Raw genomic sequence first — 17,014 nt, 5'->3', positions numbered from 1 at the left:
GACCTAACTATCCAACCTGAGCACCGCAAGGAAGGCTTCTTGTGGAATTTCCACGTTGCCCACTTGCTTCATGCGTTTTTTACCGGCCTTTTGCTTCTCAAGCAGCTTGCGCTTACGGCTTACGTCACCGCCGTAGCATTTGGCCAGTACGTTCTTTCTGAGTGCCTTGACGGAGGTCCGTGCAATGATCTGCCCGCCGATGGCGGCCTGGATCGCGACGTCGAACATCTGGCGCGGAATCAGTTCTTTCATCTTCTCGGTCAACTGGCGACCTTTATAGTGCGCATTGTCCTTGTGCACGATCAGTGCCAGGGCATCGACCTTGTCGCCGTTGATCAACACATCCAGCTTCACCAGATTAGCCGACTGGTAACGGTCGAAATGGTAATCCAGCGAAGCATAGCCGCGGCTGGTGGATTTGAGACGGTCGAAGAAGTCCAGCACCACTTCGTTCATCGGCAAATCATAGGTCACTTGCACCTGGGTACCGAGGAACAGCATGTCGTGCTGTACGCCACGCTTTTCGATACACAGGGTAATGACGTTGCCCAGGTGTTCCTGTGGCACAAGAATATTGGCGCGCACGATTGGTTCGCGCATGTCTTCGATGGAAGACAGGTCTGGAAGCTTCGACGGGTTATCGACGTAAATCGTTTCACCGGTTTTCAACGCCAGCTCAAAAATAACCGTCGGCGCGGTGGTGATCAGGTCCAGGTCGTATTCGCGCTCAAGGCGCTCCTGGATGATCTCCATGTGCAGCATGCCGAGGAAGCCGCAGCGGAAGCCGAAGCCCAGGGCGTCGGAGCTTTCCGGGGTGTACTGCAACGACGAGTCGTTGAGGGTCAGCTTTTGCAGGGCTTCGCGGAAGTCTTCGAAGTCGTCGGAGCTGACCGGGAACAGGCCGGCGTAGACCTGCGGCTGGATGCGTTTGAAACCCGGCAGCACATCGACGTCAGGGGTGGAGCTCAAGGTCAGGGTGTCACCGACCGGCGCACCGTGGATGTCCTTGATACCGGCGATGATGAAGCCCACTTCACCGGCTTTCAGGTCGACGGTGGCAGTGTGTTTCGGGTTGAACACACCGACGCTGTCCACCAGGTGGATCTTGCCGGTGGATTTGACCAGGATCTTGTCGCCTTTCTTCACACGGCCGTGGCGCACGCGCACCAGGGAGACAACGCCCAGGTAGTTGTCGAACCAGGAGTCGATGATCAACGCTTGCAGCGGATCTTCGTAGTTGCCGGTTGGCGCAGGAATGGTATTGACCAGGCGCTCAAGCACTTCGTCGACGCCCAGGCCGGTCTTGGCGCTGCACTCGACGGCGTCGGTGGCGTCAATGCCAATGATTTTTTCGATTTCTTCTTTGACGCGGTCAGGATCGGCTTGCGGCAAGTCGATCTTGTTCAGCACCGGCATCACTTCCAGGCCTTGCTCGATGGCGGTGTAGCAGTTGGCTACGGACTGGGCTTCAACGCCCTGACCCGCGTCCACCACCAGCAATGCGCCTTCGCAGGCCGCCAGGGAACGGCTGACTTCATAGGTGAAGTCGACGTGGCCCGGGGTGTCAATGAAGTTCAGCTGGTACTTGATACCGTCTTTGGCGGTGTAGTACAGGGTGACACTGTGGGCCTTGATGGTGATCCCGCGCTCGCGTTCGAGGTCCATGGAATCCAGCACCTGGGCTTCCATTTCACGCTCGGCAAGGCCGCCGCACATCTGGATGAATCGATCGGCCAGCGTCGACTTACCATGGTCAATGTGGGCGATGATGGAGAAATTGCGGATATGACTCAAATCACTCACGGATCAACACTCAAAAAGGCTGCAGGCAGATTGCCCGCTGAAAAATAGCCGGGAATTGTACCTGATGCTCAGGCCAGGCGTCATCTTTGCTGACCAGAACAAAAATGCCCCGAACTCTGGACCGGGGCATTTTTTGTTCATAAGCGTGGTATCAACCGGCTCGACGCAGTAGCCAGAAGCCAGCCAAGGCGCAGATGGCCGTGGGCACCAGCACCGCAAACAGCGGCGAGAAGCCGAACACCAGGCTCGACGGGCCTAGCAGGTCCTGGGCGATACGGAATGTGAAACCCACTAGCACGCCGGTAAACACACGCTGGCCCAGGGTTACGGAGCGTAGCGGACCAAAGATGAACGAGATTGCCATCAGCACCAGCGCAGCCGTCACCACCGGTTGCAACACCTTGACCCAAAATGCCAGCCAGTAACGACCGTTGTTCAGGCCCTGGTCCTTCAGATAGTGGATGTAACTCCAAAGCCCGGAGATCGGCAGGCTTTCCGGGATCATCACCACGGTATTGAGCAATTGCGGCTTGAGGGCGATGTCCCATTCTGCGCTTGGCACGTTGATCACTTCGGTGCTGGCCTTGGCACCTTGGCCGATATCGCGGAAATACGTGGTGGTGACATCGCTCAATTGCCACTTTTCATCACTGTACTGCGCACGTTTGGCGAAGCTTGACGAAAGCAGATGGCGTTCTTTGTCAAAGTTGTAGCGGGTCACGCCAATCAACAGGCCGCCCGGTTGAACGGCATTGATGTGGATAAATTGATCACCCTGGCGGTGCCACAGACCGCGCTTGGAGCTTTGCGCATCGCCCGACCCCTGAGCCAAGGCACGATTAGCCTGGGCCGTGGATTCAGTCGGCGGCGCGACGTATTCACCGATCAGCACGCTGCACAGCATCAGCAGCAACATGGGCTTCATCACCGCCCAGACGATACGACCGATGGAAACCCCGGCCGCGCGCATGATGGTCAGTTCGCTGTTGCTGGCCAGGGTACCCAGGCCGATCAGACAGCCAATCAGCGCGGCCATCGGCATCATCTCGTAGAGACGACGCGGCGCGGTCAGCGCGACAAAACTGAGCACATCCCACACGGTATAGGTGTCGCTGACGTTACCCACTTCATCGATGAAGGCGAACAACGACGCCAGGCCCAGGATGATGCCCAATACCGCCAGGATGGCGATCAGTACACTGCTACCGATGTAGCGATCGAGCTTAGCCACGAGCCAACTCCTTCTGGCCACGACGGCTCATCATTTTCAAACGTATGGGTTCCCAGTAGAGCAGGCCCAGGCCAATCACAAGGAAGATCCCGTGCACCCACCAAAGGCCCAGGGTCGGGGACAGCTTGCCCTTTTCCAGGGAACCGCGGGCGGAAATCAGGATGGTCAGGTACGCCATATACAGCAGGATCGCCGGCAGCAGCTTGAGAAAACGCCCCTGGCGCGGGTTGACGCGCGACAGCGGCACGGCCATCAAGGTCACGATGAACACTAGCAACGGCAGGGAGATGCGCCATTGCAGTTCGGCGATGGAACGCAGCTCCTTGCTGCCGAACAGCTCGGAGGTCGGGATGGCGTCACGGTCGGTAACTTCGTCGCTGATATCCGGACGCGCCAGCATCACGCCATAGGTGTCGTACTGGATTGCACGGTAATCGGCCATGCCGGGGCTACCGTCATAGCGATAGCCGTTTTCCAGTATCAGGTAGCGGCTGCCGTCCGGGCGCACTTCCTGACGCCCCGAATCGGCTACCAATATGGAAATACCACGGTCCTTCTTGTCCTGGCCCAGGCGCTTCTCGGAGATGAACACCCCGCCCAGGTTAGCGCGATCGTCGGTCAGGGTTTCGGTGTAGGTCACCCGAGAGCCGTCATTGAGCGCCTGAAAACGGCCTGGCTCGAGGGTATCGAACTCGGTCATCGCGTCTTGTTTGTTCAGCACCAACTGGAACTGCATGGCGCCCTGGGGAGCCAGGCTCAGGCTCAGCCAGGCGACGATCAGCGCGACGCCGGCGGCTGGGATCATGGTCATGCCCAGCAGGCGCTGCTGGCTCATGCCTGTGGCCGAGAGCACGGTCATTTCGCTTTCGAGGTATAGGCGGCCGTATGCCAGCAGGATCCCCAGGAACAGGCCCAACGGCAGGATCAGTTGCAGGAAGCCCGGCAGGCGAAAGCCCATAATCAGGAACAGCGAGCCTGGGTCCAGGGCGCCCGAAGCGGCTTGGGCCAGGTATTTGACGAAACGACCACTCATGATGATGACCAGCAATACCGCACTCACGGCACTCAGGGTCAACAGGACTTCGCGGGACAGATAACGGAAGACGATCAAACCAGACACTCCAGGGTTGTCAGGCTAAGGCGGCCAAACAAGCAAGCATACCGAGTCAGCCCCTTTACACAGGGCCGGCTAAAAAGATGGCGCATTATCCTGTGATTGACCGCGCCTGTCACTGCGCAACCTCATGCACGTGCACAAAGCTGGTGGCAAGGGTTGTCAGGCTCCGCCGGCGAGGTTCAAACTGCGGCCTTTGTCGCCGGCGGTTTACACAGCTGCCGGGTATTAAAGCCGGAGTACAGACTCCTGGCTAATAGACCTTATAAGGGACCCGAAAATGGAATTGGTTGTAAAAAGCGTTAGCCCCGAAACGTTGAAAACCGCCACCCTCGTGGTCGCCATTGGCGAAGGCCGCAAACTCGGCGTTGCCGCCAAGCAACTCGACGAACTCAGCGGCGGCGCTATCAGCGCAGTGCTCAAGCGCGGCGACCTGACCGGCAAAGTCGGCCAGAGCCTGCTGCTGCAGAGCCTGCCCAACCTTAAAGCCGAGCGTGTATTGCTGGTGGGCGTGGGCAAGGACGCCGAACTCGGCGACCGCCCTTTCCGCAAGATCATCAGCGCCATCCTTACCACCCTCAAGGGCCTGGGCGGCAGCGATGCAGCGCTGGCACTCGATGAAATCGTCGTAAAAGGCCGCGACAGCTACGGCAAGACCCGCCTGCTGGCGGAAACGTTGGTGGATGGCGGTTACTTCTTCGACCAGTTCAAGAGCCAGAAAGCCGAACCGCGTGCCCTGAAGAAAATCACCCTGCTGACCATCAAGGCGGCCCAGGCTGAAGTCGAGCGCGCCGTGACCCACGCGACAGCAATCGCCAATGGCATGTCGTTCACCCGCGACCTGGGTAACCTGCCGCCGAACATCTGCCACCCGACGTTCCTGGGCGAACAAGCCAAGGCACTGGGCAAAGAGTTCAAGGGCCTGAAAGTTGAAGTGCTGGACGAGAAAAAGATCAAGGAACTGGGCATGGGCTCGTTCTATGCCGTAGGCCAGGGCAGCGACCAGCCGCCACGCCTGATCGTGATGCAATATAACGGCGGCAAGAAGTCCGAGAAGCCTTACGCCCTGGTCGGCAAAGGCATCACCTTCGACACCGGCGGCATCAGCCTCAAGCCGGGCCAGGGCATGGACGAGATGAAGTACGACATGGGCGGCGCCGCGAGCGTGTTCGGTACCCTGCGTGCCGTGCTGGAACTCAAACTGCCGATCAACCTCGTGTGCATCCTGGCCTGCGCCGAGAACATGCCAAGCGGCGGCGCAGCGCGCCCGGGCGATATCGTAACGACCCTGAGCGGCCAGACCGTCGAAATCCTCAACACCGACGCCGAAGGCCGCCTGGTGCTGTGCGATGCCCTGACCTACGCCGAGCGCTTCAAGCCACAGGCCGTGATCGATATCGCCACCCTGACCGGCGCCTGCATCGTCGCGCTGGGCTCCCACACCTCGGGCCTGCTGGGCAACAACGACGAGCTGATCGAGCAACTGCTCAGCGCCGGCAAGGCTGCCGACGACCGCGCCTGGCAACTGCCGCTGTTCGATGAGTACCAGGAACAGCTGGACAGCCCGTTCGCCGACATCGCCAACATCGGCGGCCCGAAAGCCGGCACCATCACTGCTGCCTGCTTCCTGTCGCGCTTTGCCAAAAACTTCAACTGGGCCCACCTGGACATCGCCGGCACGGCCTGGACCAGCGGCGGCAAGGACAAGGGCGCCACTGGCCGTCCGGTGCCACTGCTGACCCAATACCTGTTGGATCGCGCCAAGGCCTGAAACTGACGATTCCGGGACGGCCATCACGCCGTCCCGGTCTCAGGAACCGCAATGACCCAAGTCGACTTCTATATATTGCCCAGCGCCGACCCGCTCGCGCGCCTGGACTTTGCCTGCAAACTCACCGAAAAAGCCTGGCGCTTGGGCCACCGTATTTACCTGCATTGCAGCGATGCTGCGCAGCGTGACGAGCTTGATGCCCGCCTATGGCGCTTCAAGGGCGAAAGCTTCGTGCCCCACGGCCCCGCCGAGTCTGAACCTGAAGGCTTGGTGGTGCTGGGCTTAGGCGACAACTGCGGCGCTCATCAGGACCTGCTGGTCAACCTGGACCTGAAAGTACCGCCCTTTGCCAAGGCGTTCGCCCGTGTGGCGGAAGTGGTGGTGGAAGATCCGGCTATTCGTCAGGCCGCGCGGGAGAGTTTCCGTTTCTACCGCGAACAGGGCTATCCTCTGCAAGATCACCGGTTACAACGACTTTGAGCACACGATGGACACTCCCAATTCTGTAAAAAAAGACGACCACCTGCTGGACGACCTTGAGTCGATCCGCCAGTTGCTGGGTGATGATGACTTGCAGCCGCCGCTGCTGACCGAGACGGTCGATGGCGAGGTACAGATTCCGCTGTTATTCGACATGGTCGGTAATAAGCCCGCAGCCCCGGTAGCAGTCACTGCAGTAGCAGAACCCGCTCCCGCTGAAAAAGGGCCCGACGCCCTGCTGCTGCACTTGGATAACGAACTGCGCGCCGCTGCGCAATTGATCATGCAAGACGTGATCGACGACTTTGCCCCGCATATCGAGACCGAGATCAAGCGTCGGTTGGATGCGCGGATGGAGCGGCTGATCGCCGCAGCTACAAGCAATTAGCTACAAGCTGCAAGAGCAGTTGCCCCCAAGCTTGTAGCTCATAGCTTGTAGCTTGCAACTGCTCCCCCCCGTTATACTTGCCGGCTTTCCTGAATTAATGCCAACTAGGGTCCCGCCGCGCATGGATAAGACCTATCAGCCCCACGCTATCGAAACTTCCTGGTACAACACCTGGGAGTCCGAGAACTATTTCGCCCCACAAGGTGCGGGCGACTCGTACACCATCATGATTCCGCCACCGAACGTCACTGGCAGCCTGCACATGGGCCATGGCTTCAACAATGCGATCATGGATGCGTTAATCCGTTTCCGCCGCATGCAGGGCCGCAATACCCTGTGGCAGCCAGGCACCGACCACGCCGGTATCGCCACGCAGATGCTGGTGGAACGCCAACTCGAAGCGACCGGCCAGAGCCGTCACGACCTGGGTCGCGAGAAATTCCTGGAAAAGATCTGGGAATGGAAAGGCCAGTCCGGCGGCAACATCAGCCGTCAGATCCGCCGCCTGGGCTCGTCCGTCGACTGGAGCCGCGAGCGCTTCACCATGGACGATGGCCTATCGGAATCCGTGAAAGAAGCCTTCGTGCGCCTGCATGAAGACGGCCTGATCTACCGGGGCAAGCGCCTGGTCAACTGGGACACCAAGTTGCACACGGCGATTTCCGACCTCGAAGTGGAAAACCACGACGAGAAAGGCTTTCTGTGGAACCTCAAGTACCCACTGGCCGACGGCGCCAAGACCGCTGAAGGCAATGACTACCTGATCGTCGCCACCACCCGTCCGGAAACCATGCTCGGCGACGCCGCCGTAGCGGTTAACCCGAACGATGAACGCTACCAGGCGCTGATCGGCAAGTTCGTCGAGCTGCCTTTGGTTGGCCGTCGCATCCCGATCATCGCGGACGACTACTGCGACCCTGAATTCGGCACCGGCTGCGTGAAAATCACCCCAGCCCACGACTTCAACGACTACGAAGTCGGCAAGCGTCACAACCTGGCGCTGCTGAACATCTTCGACAAGAATGCCGCCGTACTGCCGGCCTGCCAGGTGTTCAACCTGGACGGCACGCTGAACGAGAGCATCGACGGCAAGATCCCGGCCGAATACGCCGGCCTCGACCGCTTCGAAGCGCGCAAGCAGATCGTTGCCGCCTTCGACGCCGTCGGTTTGCTGGTGAGCGTTGACGACCACGGCCTGAAAGTGCCGAAGGGCGACCGTTCCGGCACCGTGATCGAACCGTGGCTGACCGATCAGTGGTACGTGTCCACCAAGCCGCTGGCCGAGCCTGCGATTGCCGCAGTGGAAGATGGCCGAATCCAGTTCGTGCCGAAACAGTACGAAAACATGTACTTCTCGTGGATGCGTGACATCCAGGATTGGTGCATCAGCCGTCAACTGTGGTGGGGCCATCGCATTCCGGCCTGGTACGACGAATCAGGCAAGGTCTACGTAGGCCGCGACGAAGCCGAAGTGCGTGCCAAGCACAACCTCGGCCCGGACGTTGCGCTGCAACAAGACAACGACGTACTGGATACCTGGTTCAGCTCGGGCCTGTGGACGTTCTCTACCCTGGGCTGGCCGCAGCAGACCGAATTCCTGAAGAAATTCCACTCCACCGACGTGCTGGTTACCGGTTTCGACATCATTTTCTTCTGGGTTGCCCGGATGATCATGCTGACCATGCATTTGGTGAAAAACGAAGACGGCACGCCGCAAGTACCGTTCAAAACCGTGTACGTGCACGGCCTGGTGCGTGATGGCCAGGGCCAGAAGATGTCCAAGTCCAAGGGCAACGTCCTGGACCCGCTGGACATCATCGACGGCATCGACCTGGAAACCCTGGTGCAGAAACGCACCTCGGGCCTGATGCAGCCGAAACTGGCGAAGAAGATCGAGAAGCAGACCCGCGACGAGTTCGCCGACGGCATCGCCAGCTACGGTACCGACGCCCTGCGCTTCACCTTCTGCTCGCTGGCGTCTACCGGTCGCGACATCAAGTTCGACATGGGCCGCGTCGAAGGCTATCGCAACTTCTGCAACAAGATCTGGAACGCGGCGCGCTACGTGCTGGACAAAGGCGAAGACTGCGGCCAGAACGGCGAAGAAGTCGAATTGTCCCTGGCTGACCGCTGGATCATTTCGCAACTGCAACGCACCGAAACCGAAGTGACCCGCCAACTCGACCAGTTCCGTTTCGACCTCGCCGCACAGGCCTTGTACGAGTTCATCTGGAACCAGTATTGCGACTGGTACCTGGAACTGTCCAAGCCCGTGCTGTGGGACGAAAACGCACCTGTCGAACGCCAGCGCGGCACCCGTCGCACCCTGGTGCGCGTGCTGGAAGTGGCGTTGCGCCTGGCGCATCCGTTCATGCCGTTCATCACCGAAGAAATCTGGCAGCGCCTCGCGCCGCTGGCCGGTATCGAAGGCAAGACCATCATGCTGCAGCCTTGGCCGGTGGCCAACGAAGCGCGTATCGATGAGGCGGCCGAAAGCGATATCGAATGGCTCAAGACGTTGATGATGGGCACACGTAACATCCGTGCCGAGATGAACATCGGGCCGGGCAAGCCACTGGCAGTGTTTGTGAAGAACGCCAGCGCTGAGGATCAGCGTCGTCTTACTGAGAACGATGCACTGCTCAAGAAGCTGGCGAAGCTGGAGTCGATCACTGTATTGGCTGCGGGCGAAGAAGCACCGCTGTCCGCCACCGCTCTGGTGGGCGACATGGAAGTGCTGGTGCCGATGGCTGGCCTGATCGACAAGGGCGCTGAACTGGCCCGCCTCGACAAAGAAATCCTGCGCCTGCAAGGCGAAGTGCAGCGGGTGGGCGGCAAGCTGTCCAACGCGGCGTTCGTCGACAAGGCGCCGGCTGAAGTGATCGAAAAAGAACGCGCCAAGCTGGCCGAGGCTGAACAGGCCTTGGGTAAGCTGGCGGAGCAACATGCTCGGATTTCCAGCCTGTAAGGTGTGAACCGCGTGAAAAAAGAGACCTTCGGGTCTCTTTTTTTTGCTTTTTGTGGGAGCTGGCTTGCCTGCGATGCAGGCAACTCGGTGTACCTGCAAGAGAGCGTTGATGCCATCGCAGGCAAGCCAGCTCCCACATTTGACCGAGATCACCTCAAGAATGTGTGACAATGCCCACCACTTTGAGCCAACACCAGAATCATCATGACCACCCCCAGCACGCCAAAACCTCCGCGCAAGAAGCCTAAAACCGCAGCCACGGCCAAGCCCGTCGTGCCGCGCAAAGAGGCCACCCTGCACCCGCGCAACCGTCACACGGGCCGTTACGACTTCCCTGCGCTGATCAAAACCACGCCGGAACTGGCGCAGTTCGTGATCCTCAACCCCTACGGAAAGGAAAGCATCGACTTCGCCAGCCCGGATGCGGTGCGGGTGTTCAACCGGGCACTGCTGAAGGCTTTTTATGGCATCCAGCACTGGGACATCCCGGCGGATTACCTGTGCCCACCGGTGCCGGGACGTGCAGACTACGTACACTTCCTCGCCGACCTGCTGGCCAGCGTCAACGACGGCAAGATCCCGCGTGGTTCAATCGTCAAGGTGCTGGACATCGGCATGGGCGCCAATTGCGTCTACCCGTTGATTGGCTACATGGAGTACCGCTGGAACTTCCTGGGCTCGGAGGTCGACCCTACCGCCGTGGCCGCGGCCAAGGCCATCGTGCAGTCCAATGACCTGAGCAAGGTCATCCAGTTGCGCCTGCAGGCTAACCCTAAGCAGATCCTGCTGGGCTTGCTGGAGCCGGGTGAGCGCTTTGACCTGACCATGTGCAACCCGCCATTCCACGCGTCCATGGACGAAGCCACCAAGGGCAGCGAACGCAAGTGGCGAGCCTTGGGCAAGGCTGACCCGAAACGCAAGTTGCCGGTGCTGAACTTCGGCGGCCAATCGGCCGAGTTGTGGTGTGAAGGCGGTGAAGCACGCTTCGTGACCCAGTTGATCGCCGAGAGCGCGCACTTTGCCCACAAGGTGTTGTGGTTCAGCACTCTGGTGTCAAAAGCGTCGAACTTGCCCGCCATCGAGACTGCGCTGAAAAAAGCCGGCGTGCTGGAAAGCCAAGTGGTGGAAATGTCTCAGGGGCAGAAGCAAAGCCGCTTTGTGGCCTGGACCTTCCAGACCAAGAACGAACAGCAGATCTGGCGCCAGCGCTGGGTACGCGACTAGCCCTTCATCACAGTAGAATCGCAGGCAACAAAAAACCGTGCCCGGATCGCTCCGGAGCACGGTTTTTTTGCTGCGTCTTACTTGTTAACAGCGTCGGTCAGGCCTTTGGCCACAACCAGCTTGATAACTTTCTTGGCAGCGATTTCGATGGCAGCGCCAGTCGAAGGGTTACGGCCAGTACGGGCAGGACGCTCGGTCACTTTCAGTTTGCCAACGCCTGGCAGAGTGATTTCGCCGCCGTTTTCCAGCTGATCAGCAACGATCTGGCTCAGTTGGTCCAGCAGAGCGCGCACGGTGGTCTTCGGTGCGTCTACTGCTTCAGCCAGGTCAGCGATCAGTTGGTCTTTAGTAATAGCCATTGTGGTGTTCCTTCCCTATCAAATTCATATGGATTGCAGAGTGCAGTGTCAGCCGTCGAGCCCGACCGTCACGGCCTGGCACCCCCGGCTATAACCACTGAGATCGGGGTTATAGATGCTTGAAACGGGGATTGGTTCGACCTGACAGATGCTGAATGCACGCTTATCGCCGAGACTTGGCGTAAGACGGGGCAAAACTAGCACAGAGACGGGGAAATATCCGCCTCTACCTACCCATTTGGTCAGCTTTATCGCTCTAAACCGTGAAAAAAAGGTATATGAACCGTCGGAGGGCACGCATAACCGCCTTCGAAGCACGTCTTGCCCAATGGGTGCGGTACACTGGGCGACTTTTTGGGGAGGGCGCACCGCTCCCCTTCAACCAGCCGAGAAGCCTATGCCGATCCGTCATTGCATCGTCCACCTGATCGACAAAAAACCCGACGGCACACCTGCAGTTCTTCACGCCCGTGACTCGGAGTTGTCCGAATCCGCTGCCATCGAGAACATGCTTGCCGACCTTAACGAGAGCTATAACGCCAAACAAGGCAAGGCCTGGGGCTTCTTCCATGCCGAGTCCGGCGCGCACCCGTTCAGCGGCTGGTTGAAGGAATATTTCGACGGTGGCCAGGATTTCACCACGTTCAGCCGCACTGCCGTCGAGCACCTGCAGAAGTTGATGGAAGAGTCCAACCTCTCCGTCGGTGGTCACGTGCTGTTTGCCCACTACCAACAAGGCATGACCGACTACCTGGCCATCGCCCTGCTGCACCACAGCGAAGGCGTGGCGGTGAATGATGAGCTGGACGTGACCCCTTCTCGTCACCTGGACCTCGGCCAACTGCACCTGGCGGCACGCATCAACGTCTCCGAGTGGCAGAACAACAAGCAGTCCAAGCAATACATTTCCTTTATCAAAGGCAAGAACGGCAAGAAAGTCTCGGAGTACTTCCGCGACTTTATCGGCTGCCAGGAAGGCGTCGACGGCCCGGGCGAGACCCGCACGCTGCTCAAGGCCTTCAGCGACTTCGTCGAAAGCGAGGACCTGCCGGACGAATCCGCTCGCGAAAAAACCAAGACCCTGGTGGATTACGCCAGCAGCCAGGCCAAGCTCGGCGAGCCGATGGGCCTGGAGGAACTCTCGGGGCTGATCGATGAAGATCGGCCAAAAGCGTTCTACGACCATATCCGCAACAAGGACTACGGCCTGTCGCCAGAGATCCCGGCTGACAAACGCACCCTCAACCAGTTCCGTCGCTTCACCGGCCGCGCCGAAGGCTTATCGATCAGCTTTGAAGCGCACTTGCTGGGCGACAAGATTGAGTACGACGAAGCCGCCGGGACCTTGATCATCAAGGGCTTGCCGACCCAACTGACCGACCAGCTCAAGCGCCGTAACTGATGCTCGGCGGGGTTTTCAAGAAAGTCCTGCTGGTGTTGCTGGTCGTGGTGGCGATCCAGAACTGGGGCAAGATCGAGCGGGTGTTCAACCCATCGCAGGTGGTACCAGAGCAGACCCGCGCCTCGGCGCGCGTGGTGCTCTATTCCACCGAGTGGTGTGGTTACTGCAAGCAGATCCGCCGGTTCCTGGACCGGAAGGGCATTGCGTACCAGGCGTTTGATATCGAGAAAAACACCCAGGCGCGCAAGGCGTATGAGGCGTTGGGTGGCGGTGGGATTCCGTTCGTGGATGTAAATGGCACGCTGATCCGCGATTACAGCCCCGAGAAGATCATGGCTGCGCTGAAGTAATCAGTGCACCACGATCATCCGCCCCAATACCGTGTGCTGCTCAAAGCCAAGCACAGCCTGCAACGCATTCAACACCGCCTGCGGGTCTTTGCTCGGGAAGCTGCCGCTGACCCGTTTGGCGCCCGCCTCTTCGTTGAGCAACAGAATGCGTCCCGGATAGTAGCGCCCCAAGTCATTGATCACATCGGCCAGCGGCGCGTTGTAGTAGTTGAGCCAGCCGTCACGCCAAGCCAGGCGTGATTCGCTGTCGACCGCATGCAGAGGGTCGGCGACACCGTCGGCGTAGATCACTTGCTGGCCTGCCGTAAGAATTTGCTGCTGGCCCTGCTTGGACGGTATGACGCCAACGCGCCCGGACAACACGGTTACCTGAGCCCCCTCCGGTTGCAGGCGCACTTCAAACTGCGTACCCAACACCCGCGCTTCACCGCTGCCCGCCTCCACCACAAAGGATTGCCCGGTGTGAGTTACGCTGAAAAACCCGGCACCGCGACGCAACTGGATATGCCGCTCACCCTGGCTGAAATCCACGGCAATGGCACTGTCGGCATCGAGGGTGATTTGGGACTTGTCGGCCAGCGTGAAGGTTCTGACCTCCCCCGGCGCCGTCACGTAGTCGGCGCCGAAGTCATCGACCCAGCGCGACGGCTGCCAACCGGCGCCCATCGACACCATCAACACCAGACAGGCGGCCATCGCCAACGCGCCAGACCAACGCACAACCCGTGAGCGCTTCGAGGTGTTCATCGCATTGAGATAACCCTGCAAGGCCATGGCCTCTTCATCCGCCAGTTTGCGTGCCGGCACTTCGCTCAACTCCCACAGCACCTGAGCCTGTGCATAGGCCTCGACGTGCGCGGGATCGGCGCGCAGCCAGTGGCTGAACGTGGCCTGGTCGCCGCTGCTGGGTTGGTCATGCAACAGGCTCAGCCAAGCCAGTGCGGCCTGCTCCTGCGCGGGCGTGGGGGTGACGTTCACGGTGCTTTCCCTGGCGTGCGTGGGGGCGATGGTTCGCGAAGGCTGGCTTTGCAGGCTTCGAGGGCACGCATCATATGTTTTTCCACGGCACTTTGGGACAGGCCCATGGCTTTGGCGATCTGCGCGTATTTGCGGCCGTGAATGCGGTTGAGCAGGAAAATCTGCCGCGTGCGTTCGGGCAAGCTGCGCAAGGCGGCTTCGACGTGGCGCAAATCATTGCCGGCTTCCAGCGCGGCCTGCGGCTCGCAACCCTGATTGTCCTGCTGCTCGGGCAGCCAGCCTTCGCTGCTGCGCACCCGCGCGCTTTCGCTGCGCAGGTGGTCGATGGCAATATTGCCGGCGCAGCGCAACAGGTAGGTGCTGAGTTCTTCGACCTGCACCAATGGCCGGCGCCAGAAGCGCAGGAACAGGTCCTGCACCAGGTCGGCCGCCGTGGCGCGACATCCCACACGGCGGTTCACCAAGGCCTCCATCTGCGAACGCTGGGACAAAAACACCTGCAGGAAATGCGCACGTCCACCTACCGCGTCAGCGTGCGGGCTGTCCTGGGATTCGGGTGGGGGGCTGATCATCAGGCTGAACTCAAAGAGTGGCAAAGGCCGCAACAGGGCTGGCGAGCAGGCCGACGCCCGCCAGGATCAAGGCCAGCCTTGGCCGATACGGCAACAACAGCACCAGCAACAGCGCACTGAGCATCAATACCGCGCACCATTCCACAAGGCCCTGGCCCCAACCCGCGATATTCACGGCGGGCCAGATCGACACCGTCAGCAGCACCCAACCGGCCACACGCAGGGCCAGCCGACGACGGGGCGATGGCTTGCTGTGCAGCAGTTCGCCGTGATGTCGGTCGGTAGACAAGCACAATGCGGTGAACCCCCCGTAGCACATCAGCAGTGCGAGCAGCATTCAGTTCGCCTCCTGCTTGAGCGTCAACCGGCGTGCGCGTTCTGGCTTGGAGGCAGGCACCATACGCTGCTGCATTTTCCAGGCGGCCCAGGCCAGGAACACGCCGCTGGCCAGGCAAGTCAAGTCGAAGCCGGCCATGGCCCAGTCGCCCGTTGCCAGGGAAACGCCCAGGTGATGGGAGGTCGTGAGCGCATTGAGCAGTGGAATGGCGATAAACAGCAGCGCGCCAGCGCTCAACTGTTCGATCCACCCCTGGCGACCGCGGCGCAGCATGGCGTGCACCAGGCTCAGGCCCCAGACGATAAAGAAGGTTTGCACTTCCCAGTCGGAACGCTCGGCGAAGCTCACCGGCAACAAACGGTTGGCCCAGAAAAACGCCGCGATGGCGATCATCAGTCCGGACATACTGGCGATGTTCAGCACTTCCACCAGGCGCAATTCAAACGGCATCACCGCGCTTTTAGCGTGCTTGAGCTGGCGCTTGCCAAGCCAGATCACCAGCCCGGTGCCAATCATCGCCGTGCCCGCCAGACCACAGATAAAGTACAGCCAGCGCAGTACCGGGCCGGCGAAATGGCCCATGTGCAGGCCATAAAAACTGCCGCCGATCACGGCCGGCAGTGACTGCTCACCACTGACCCGCAACAGCTCGCCCGTGTTGCCGTTAAAGGACACCGTGCTGCCGAAATCATGCACCACGCTGTCAGAGCCGGCGCGAAACACATTGACCGAAGCGTTCACATCACTGGGGTTATTCACCGCCACACGCCCGACATGTCCACCCGCCCACTGCTCACGCGCCTGTTCGTACATCGGCACCAGCGGCTTCAACTGCCCAGGTTGCCCGAGCGCCGGTGCATTGTTTGTCGCCGGGAACACCTCACTGAAGAAGGCGCGGGTGTCGTTGCCATACGAGGCCAGGATCGGTGCCGGCATCACCAGGCTCATGAAAATCACCAGGCTGCTGTAGGTGATCATCAGGTGAAATGGCAGCACTAACACACCCACCGCGTTGTGCCCGTCGAGCCAGGAACGCTGGCCTTTGCGGGGGCGGAAAGTGAAGAAGTCCTTGAAGATTTTCTTGTGGGTGATGATCCCGGTGATCAGTGCAACAAACATCACCATCGCGGCAATGGTCGACAGCCAGCGGCCCCAGGGATGCGGCATTTGCAGCTGGAAGTGAAAGCGATAGAAGAACTCGCCCCCCATGCTTTCACGGGCCTGCACTGCCTGGCCGGTTACGGGATCGAGGGTTTTCTGGATAAAGTTGCCACGCTTGCCGGGGTCGACTTTGTCTTGCCACATTACCGACAGGCTGGGGTCGCGGCTGTCCGGCAGGGTGATAAACCAGCGGGCAGCGGTCGGCGCGACGTGCTGCAGATAGGTTTGAGCGACGTTCAGGCTACGCGCATCGTCCAAGGGACGAGCCTGCACTTCGGGCTGCATCCAGTGGCTGATTTCGTCTTTGAAATACGCCAACGTGCCTGTCAGAAAAATCGCAAACAACAGCCAGCCGAAGATCAATCCAGCCCACGTGTGCAACCAGGCCATGGCCTGGCGAAAGCCCTCTTTCATGTGCGCGCCATCCAAAAGCCCACGCCCGCCAGCGTGGCAAATGCTGCGCTCGGCAGCATCACGCCGAACCAGGCGCGTATGGCGCTGCGGCAGGCGAAACACCAGAGCACGGCCAGCAGATAGAACACGAATGAACTCATCATCCCGGTGATCACAGCGTCGGCACGCGACGTGGGCATCCACAGCGCGAGGCAGATGCTGGCCAGTGAAGCCATCAGGTAACCGCCCACCACAGCAGCCAGTACGCGCGAGGTCACGGCGAGACGATAGGAGACAGGCAGCGAGGTTTTGCTTTTCATGCGAGAGGCGCCAGGTTCATCAGCACGCGATATTAATGATAAATATTCTCATAAGCAAAAGAGAACGGATAAATCACCTGTGCCGATGGATTGCCGAAGCCCGCCACGCACCCTACAATGAGAACAATTCTTGTTCTCTACAGCATACCGATGCTTGCGGAGC

17 protein-coding genes are annotated in these 17,014 nt (G+C 59.9%); 8 read left to right on the top strand and 9 right to left on the bottom strand.

The genetic code is table 11. The features are described from left to right. Positions 1 to 3: 3 nt before the first annotated feature. From lepA to lptF, 3 genes are all read right to left on the bottom strand, one after another. Positions 4 to 1,803 carry a translation elongation factor 4 gene (lepA, locus tag AACY08_RS06200; RefSeq protein ID WP_339417750.1) on the bottom strand — a complete coding sequence of 600 codons (1,800 nt, stop codon included), beginning with the start codon at positions 1,801 to 1,803 and terminating at the stop codon, positions 4 to 6. A gap of 151 nt (positions 1,804 to 1,954) precedes the next feature. Next, positions 1,955 to 3,034, bottom strand: coding sequence for an LPS export ABC transporter permease LptG (lptG, locus tag AACY08_RS06195; protein WP_339468622.1), 1,080 nt, complete (start codon positions 3,032 to 3,034; stop codon positions 1,955 to 1,957). Beyond that, entirely contained in the window at positions 3,027 to 4,145 is a 1,119-nt protein-coding gene (gene lptF, locus AACY08_RS06190; RefSeq protein ID WP_339468621.1) for an LPS export ABC transporter permease LptF, read from the bottom strand. The genes lptG and lptF overlap by 8 nt, the downstream gene beginning before the upstream one ends. A gap of 283 nt (positions 4,146 to 4,428) precedes the next feature. Here lptF and AACY08_RS06185 point away from each other — a divergent pair, with 283 nt between their 5' ends. The 6 genes from AACY08_RS06185 (at position 4,429) to rlmF (ending at position 10,979) form a co-directional block, all read left to right on the top strand. Then, positions 4,429 to 5,919, top strand: a complete 1,491-nt coding sequence (locus AACY08_RS06185) for a leucyl aminopeptidase (protein WP_339468620.1) — start codon at positions 4,429 to 4,431, stop codon at positions 5,917 to 5,919. Between the two features lie 51 nt (positions 5,920 to 5,970). Further along, positions 5,971 to 6,399 (top strand): DNA polymerase III subunit chi, encoded by a 429-nt coding sequence (locus AACY08_RS06180; protein ID WP_339417743.1) that lies wholly within the window; start codon positions 5,971 to 5,973, stop codon positions 6,397 to 6,399. A gap of 7 nt (positions 6,400 to 6,406) precedes the next feature. Next, positions 6,407 to 6,787 (top strand): DNA polymerase III subunit chi, encoded by a 381-nt coding sequence (locus tag AACY08_RS06175; protein ID WP_339468619.1) that lies wholly within the window; start codon positions 6,407 to 6,409, stop codon positions 6,785 to 6,787. Positions 6,788 to 6,908: 121 nt separating this feature from the next. After that, positions 6,909 to 9,755: a valine--tRNA ligase gene (locus tag AACY08_RS06170; protein WP_339468617.1), complete on the top strand. Its 2,847-nt coding sequence runs from the start codon at positions 6,909 to 6,911 to the stop codon at positions 9,753 to 9,755. A 12-nt stretch (positions 9,756 to 9,767) separates the two neighbouring features. Further along, complete coding sequence (locus AACY08_RS06165; protein ID WP_339435845.1) at positions 9,768 to 9,923, top strand: hypothetical protein; 156 nt, start codon at positions 9,768 to 9,770, stop codon at positions 9,921 to 9,923. 36 nt (positions 9,924 to 9,959) lie between these two features. After that, complete coding sequence (rlmF, locus tag AACY08_RS06160) at positions 9,960 to 10,979, top strand: 23S rRNA (adenine(1618)-N(6))-methyltransferase RlmF (protein ID WP_339468616.1); 1,020 nt, start codon at positions 9,960 to 9,962, stop codon at positions 10,977 to 10,979. A gap of 77 nt (positions 10,980 to 11,056) precedes the next feature. Here the strand turns inward: rlmF and AACY08_RS06155 are convergent, their stop codons facing one another. Further along, positions 11,057 to 11,338, bottom strand: a complete 282-nt coding sequence (locus AACY08_RS06155) for an HU family DNA-binding protein (protein WP_003212743.1) — start codon at positions 11,336 to 11,338, stop codon at positions 11,057 to 11,059. A gap of 397 nt (positions 11,339 to 11,735) precedes the next feature. On the opposite strand from AACY08_RS06155, the gene yejK reads away from it, so the two are divergent. Both yejK and AACY08_RS06145 read left to right on the top strand, forming a co-directional pair. Continuing rightward, positions 11,736 to 12,740 carry a nucleoid-associated protein YejK gene (gene yejK, locus AACY08_RS06150; protein WP_049709838.1) on the top strand — a complete coding sequence of 335 codons (1,005 nt, stop codon included), beginning with the start codon at positions 11,736 to 11,738 and terminating at the stop codon, positions 12,738 to 12,740. Continuing rightward, positions 12,740 to 13,090, top strand: coding sequence for a glutaredoxin family protein (locus AACY08_RS06145; protein ID WP_339468615.1), 351 nt, complete (start codon positions 12,740 to 12,742; stop codon positions 13,088 to 13,090). Before yejK ends, AACY08_RS06145 begins: the two co-directional genes overlap by 1 nt. Here the strand turns inward: AACY08_RS06145 and AACY08_RS06140 are convergent, their stop codons facing one another. The 5 genes from AACY08_RS06140 to AACY08_RS06120 are packed head-to-tail and all read right to left on the bottom strand — an operon-like array spanning position 13,091 to position 16,851. Beyond that, complete coding sequence (locus tag AACY08_RS06140) at positions 13,091 to 14,068, bottom strand: FecR family protein (RefSeq protein ID WP_339468614.1); 978 nt, start codon at positions 14,066 to 14,068, stop codon at positions 13,091 to 13,093. Further along, on the bottom strand, positions 14,065 to 14,643 hold the full coding sequence (locus AACY08_RS06135) for an RNA polymerase sigma factor (protein WP_445261417.1): 579 nt from the start codon (positions 14,641 to 14,643) through the stop codon (positions 14,065 to 14,067). Before AACY08_RS06135 ends, AACY08_RS06140 begins: the two co-directional genes overlap by 4 nt. Positions 14,644 to 14,650: 7 nt before the next feature. Continuing rightward, positions 14,651 to 14,977, bottom strand: coding sequence for a DUF3325 domain-containing protein (locus tag AACY08_RS06130; protein WP_339468610.1), 327 nt, complete (start codon positions 14,975 to 14,977; stop codon positions 14,651 to 14,653). Further along, positions 14,978 to 16,552, bottom strand: coding sequence for a PepSY-associated TM helix domain-containing protein (locus AACY08_RS06125; protein ID WP_339468609.1), 1,575 nt, complete (start codon positions 16,550 to 16,552; stop codon positions 14,978 to 14,980). After that, positions 16,549 to 16,851 carry a DUF3649 domain-containing protein gene (locus AACY08_RS06120; protein WP_339417725.1) on the bottom strand — a complete coding sequence of 101 codons (303 nt, stop codon included), beginning with the start codon at positions 16,849 to 16,851 and terminating at the stop codon, positions 16,549 to 16,551. Before AACY08_RS06120 ends, AACY08_RS06125 begins: the two co-directional genes overlap by 4 nt. Positions 16,852 to 17,014: the final 163 nt, after the last annotated feature.

It is taken from the genome of Pseudomonas sp. EL_65y_Pfl1_R83 (assembly GCF_963970695.1).
GTDB lineage: Bacteria > Pseudomonadota > Gammaproteobacteria > Pseudomonadales > Pseudomonadaceae > Aquipseudomonas > Aquipseudomonas tritici.
This window is presented reverse-complemented; position numbering and strand designations above follow the sequence as displayed.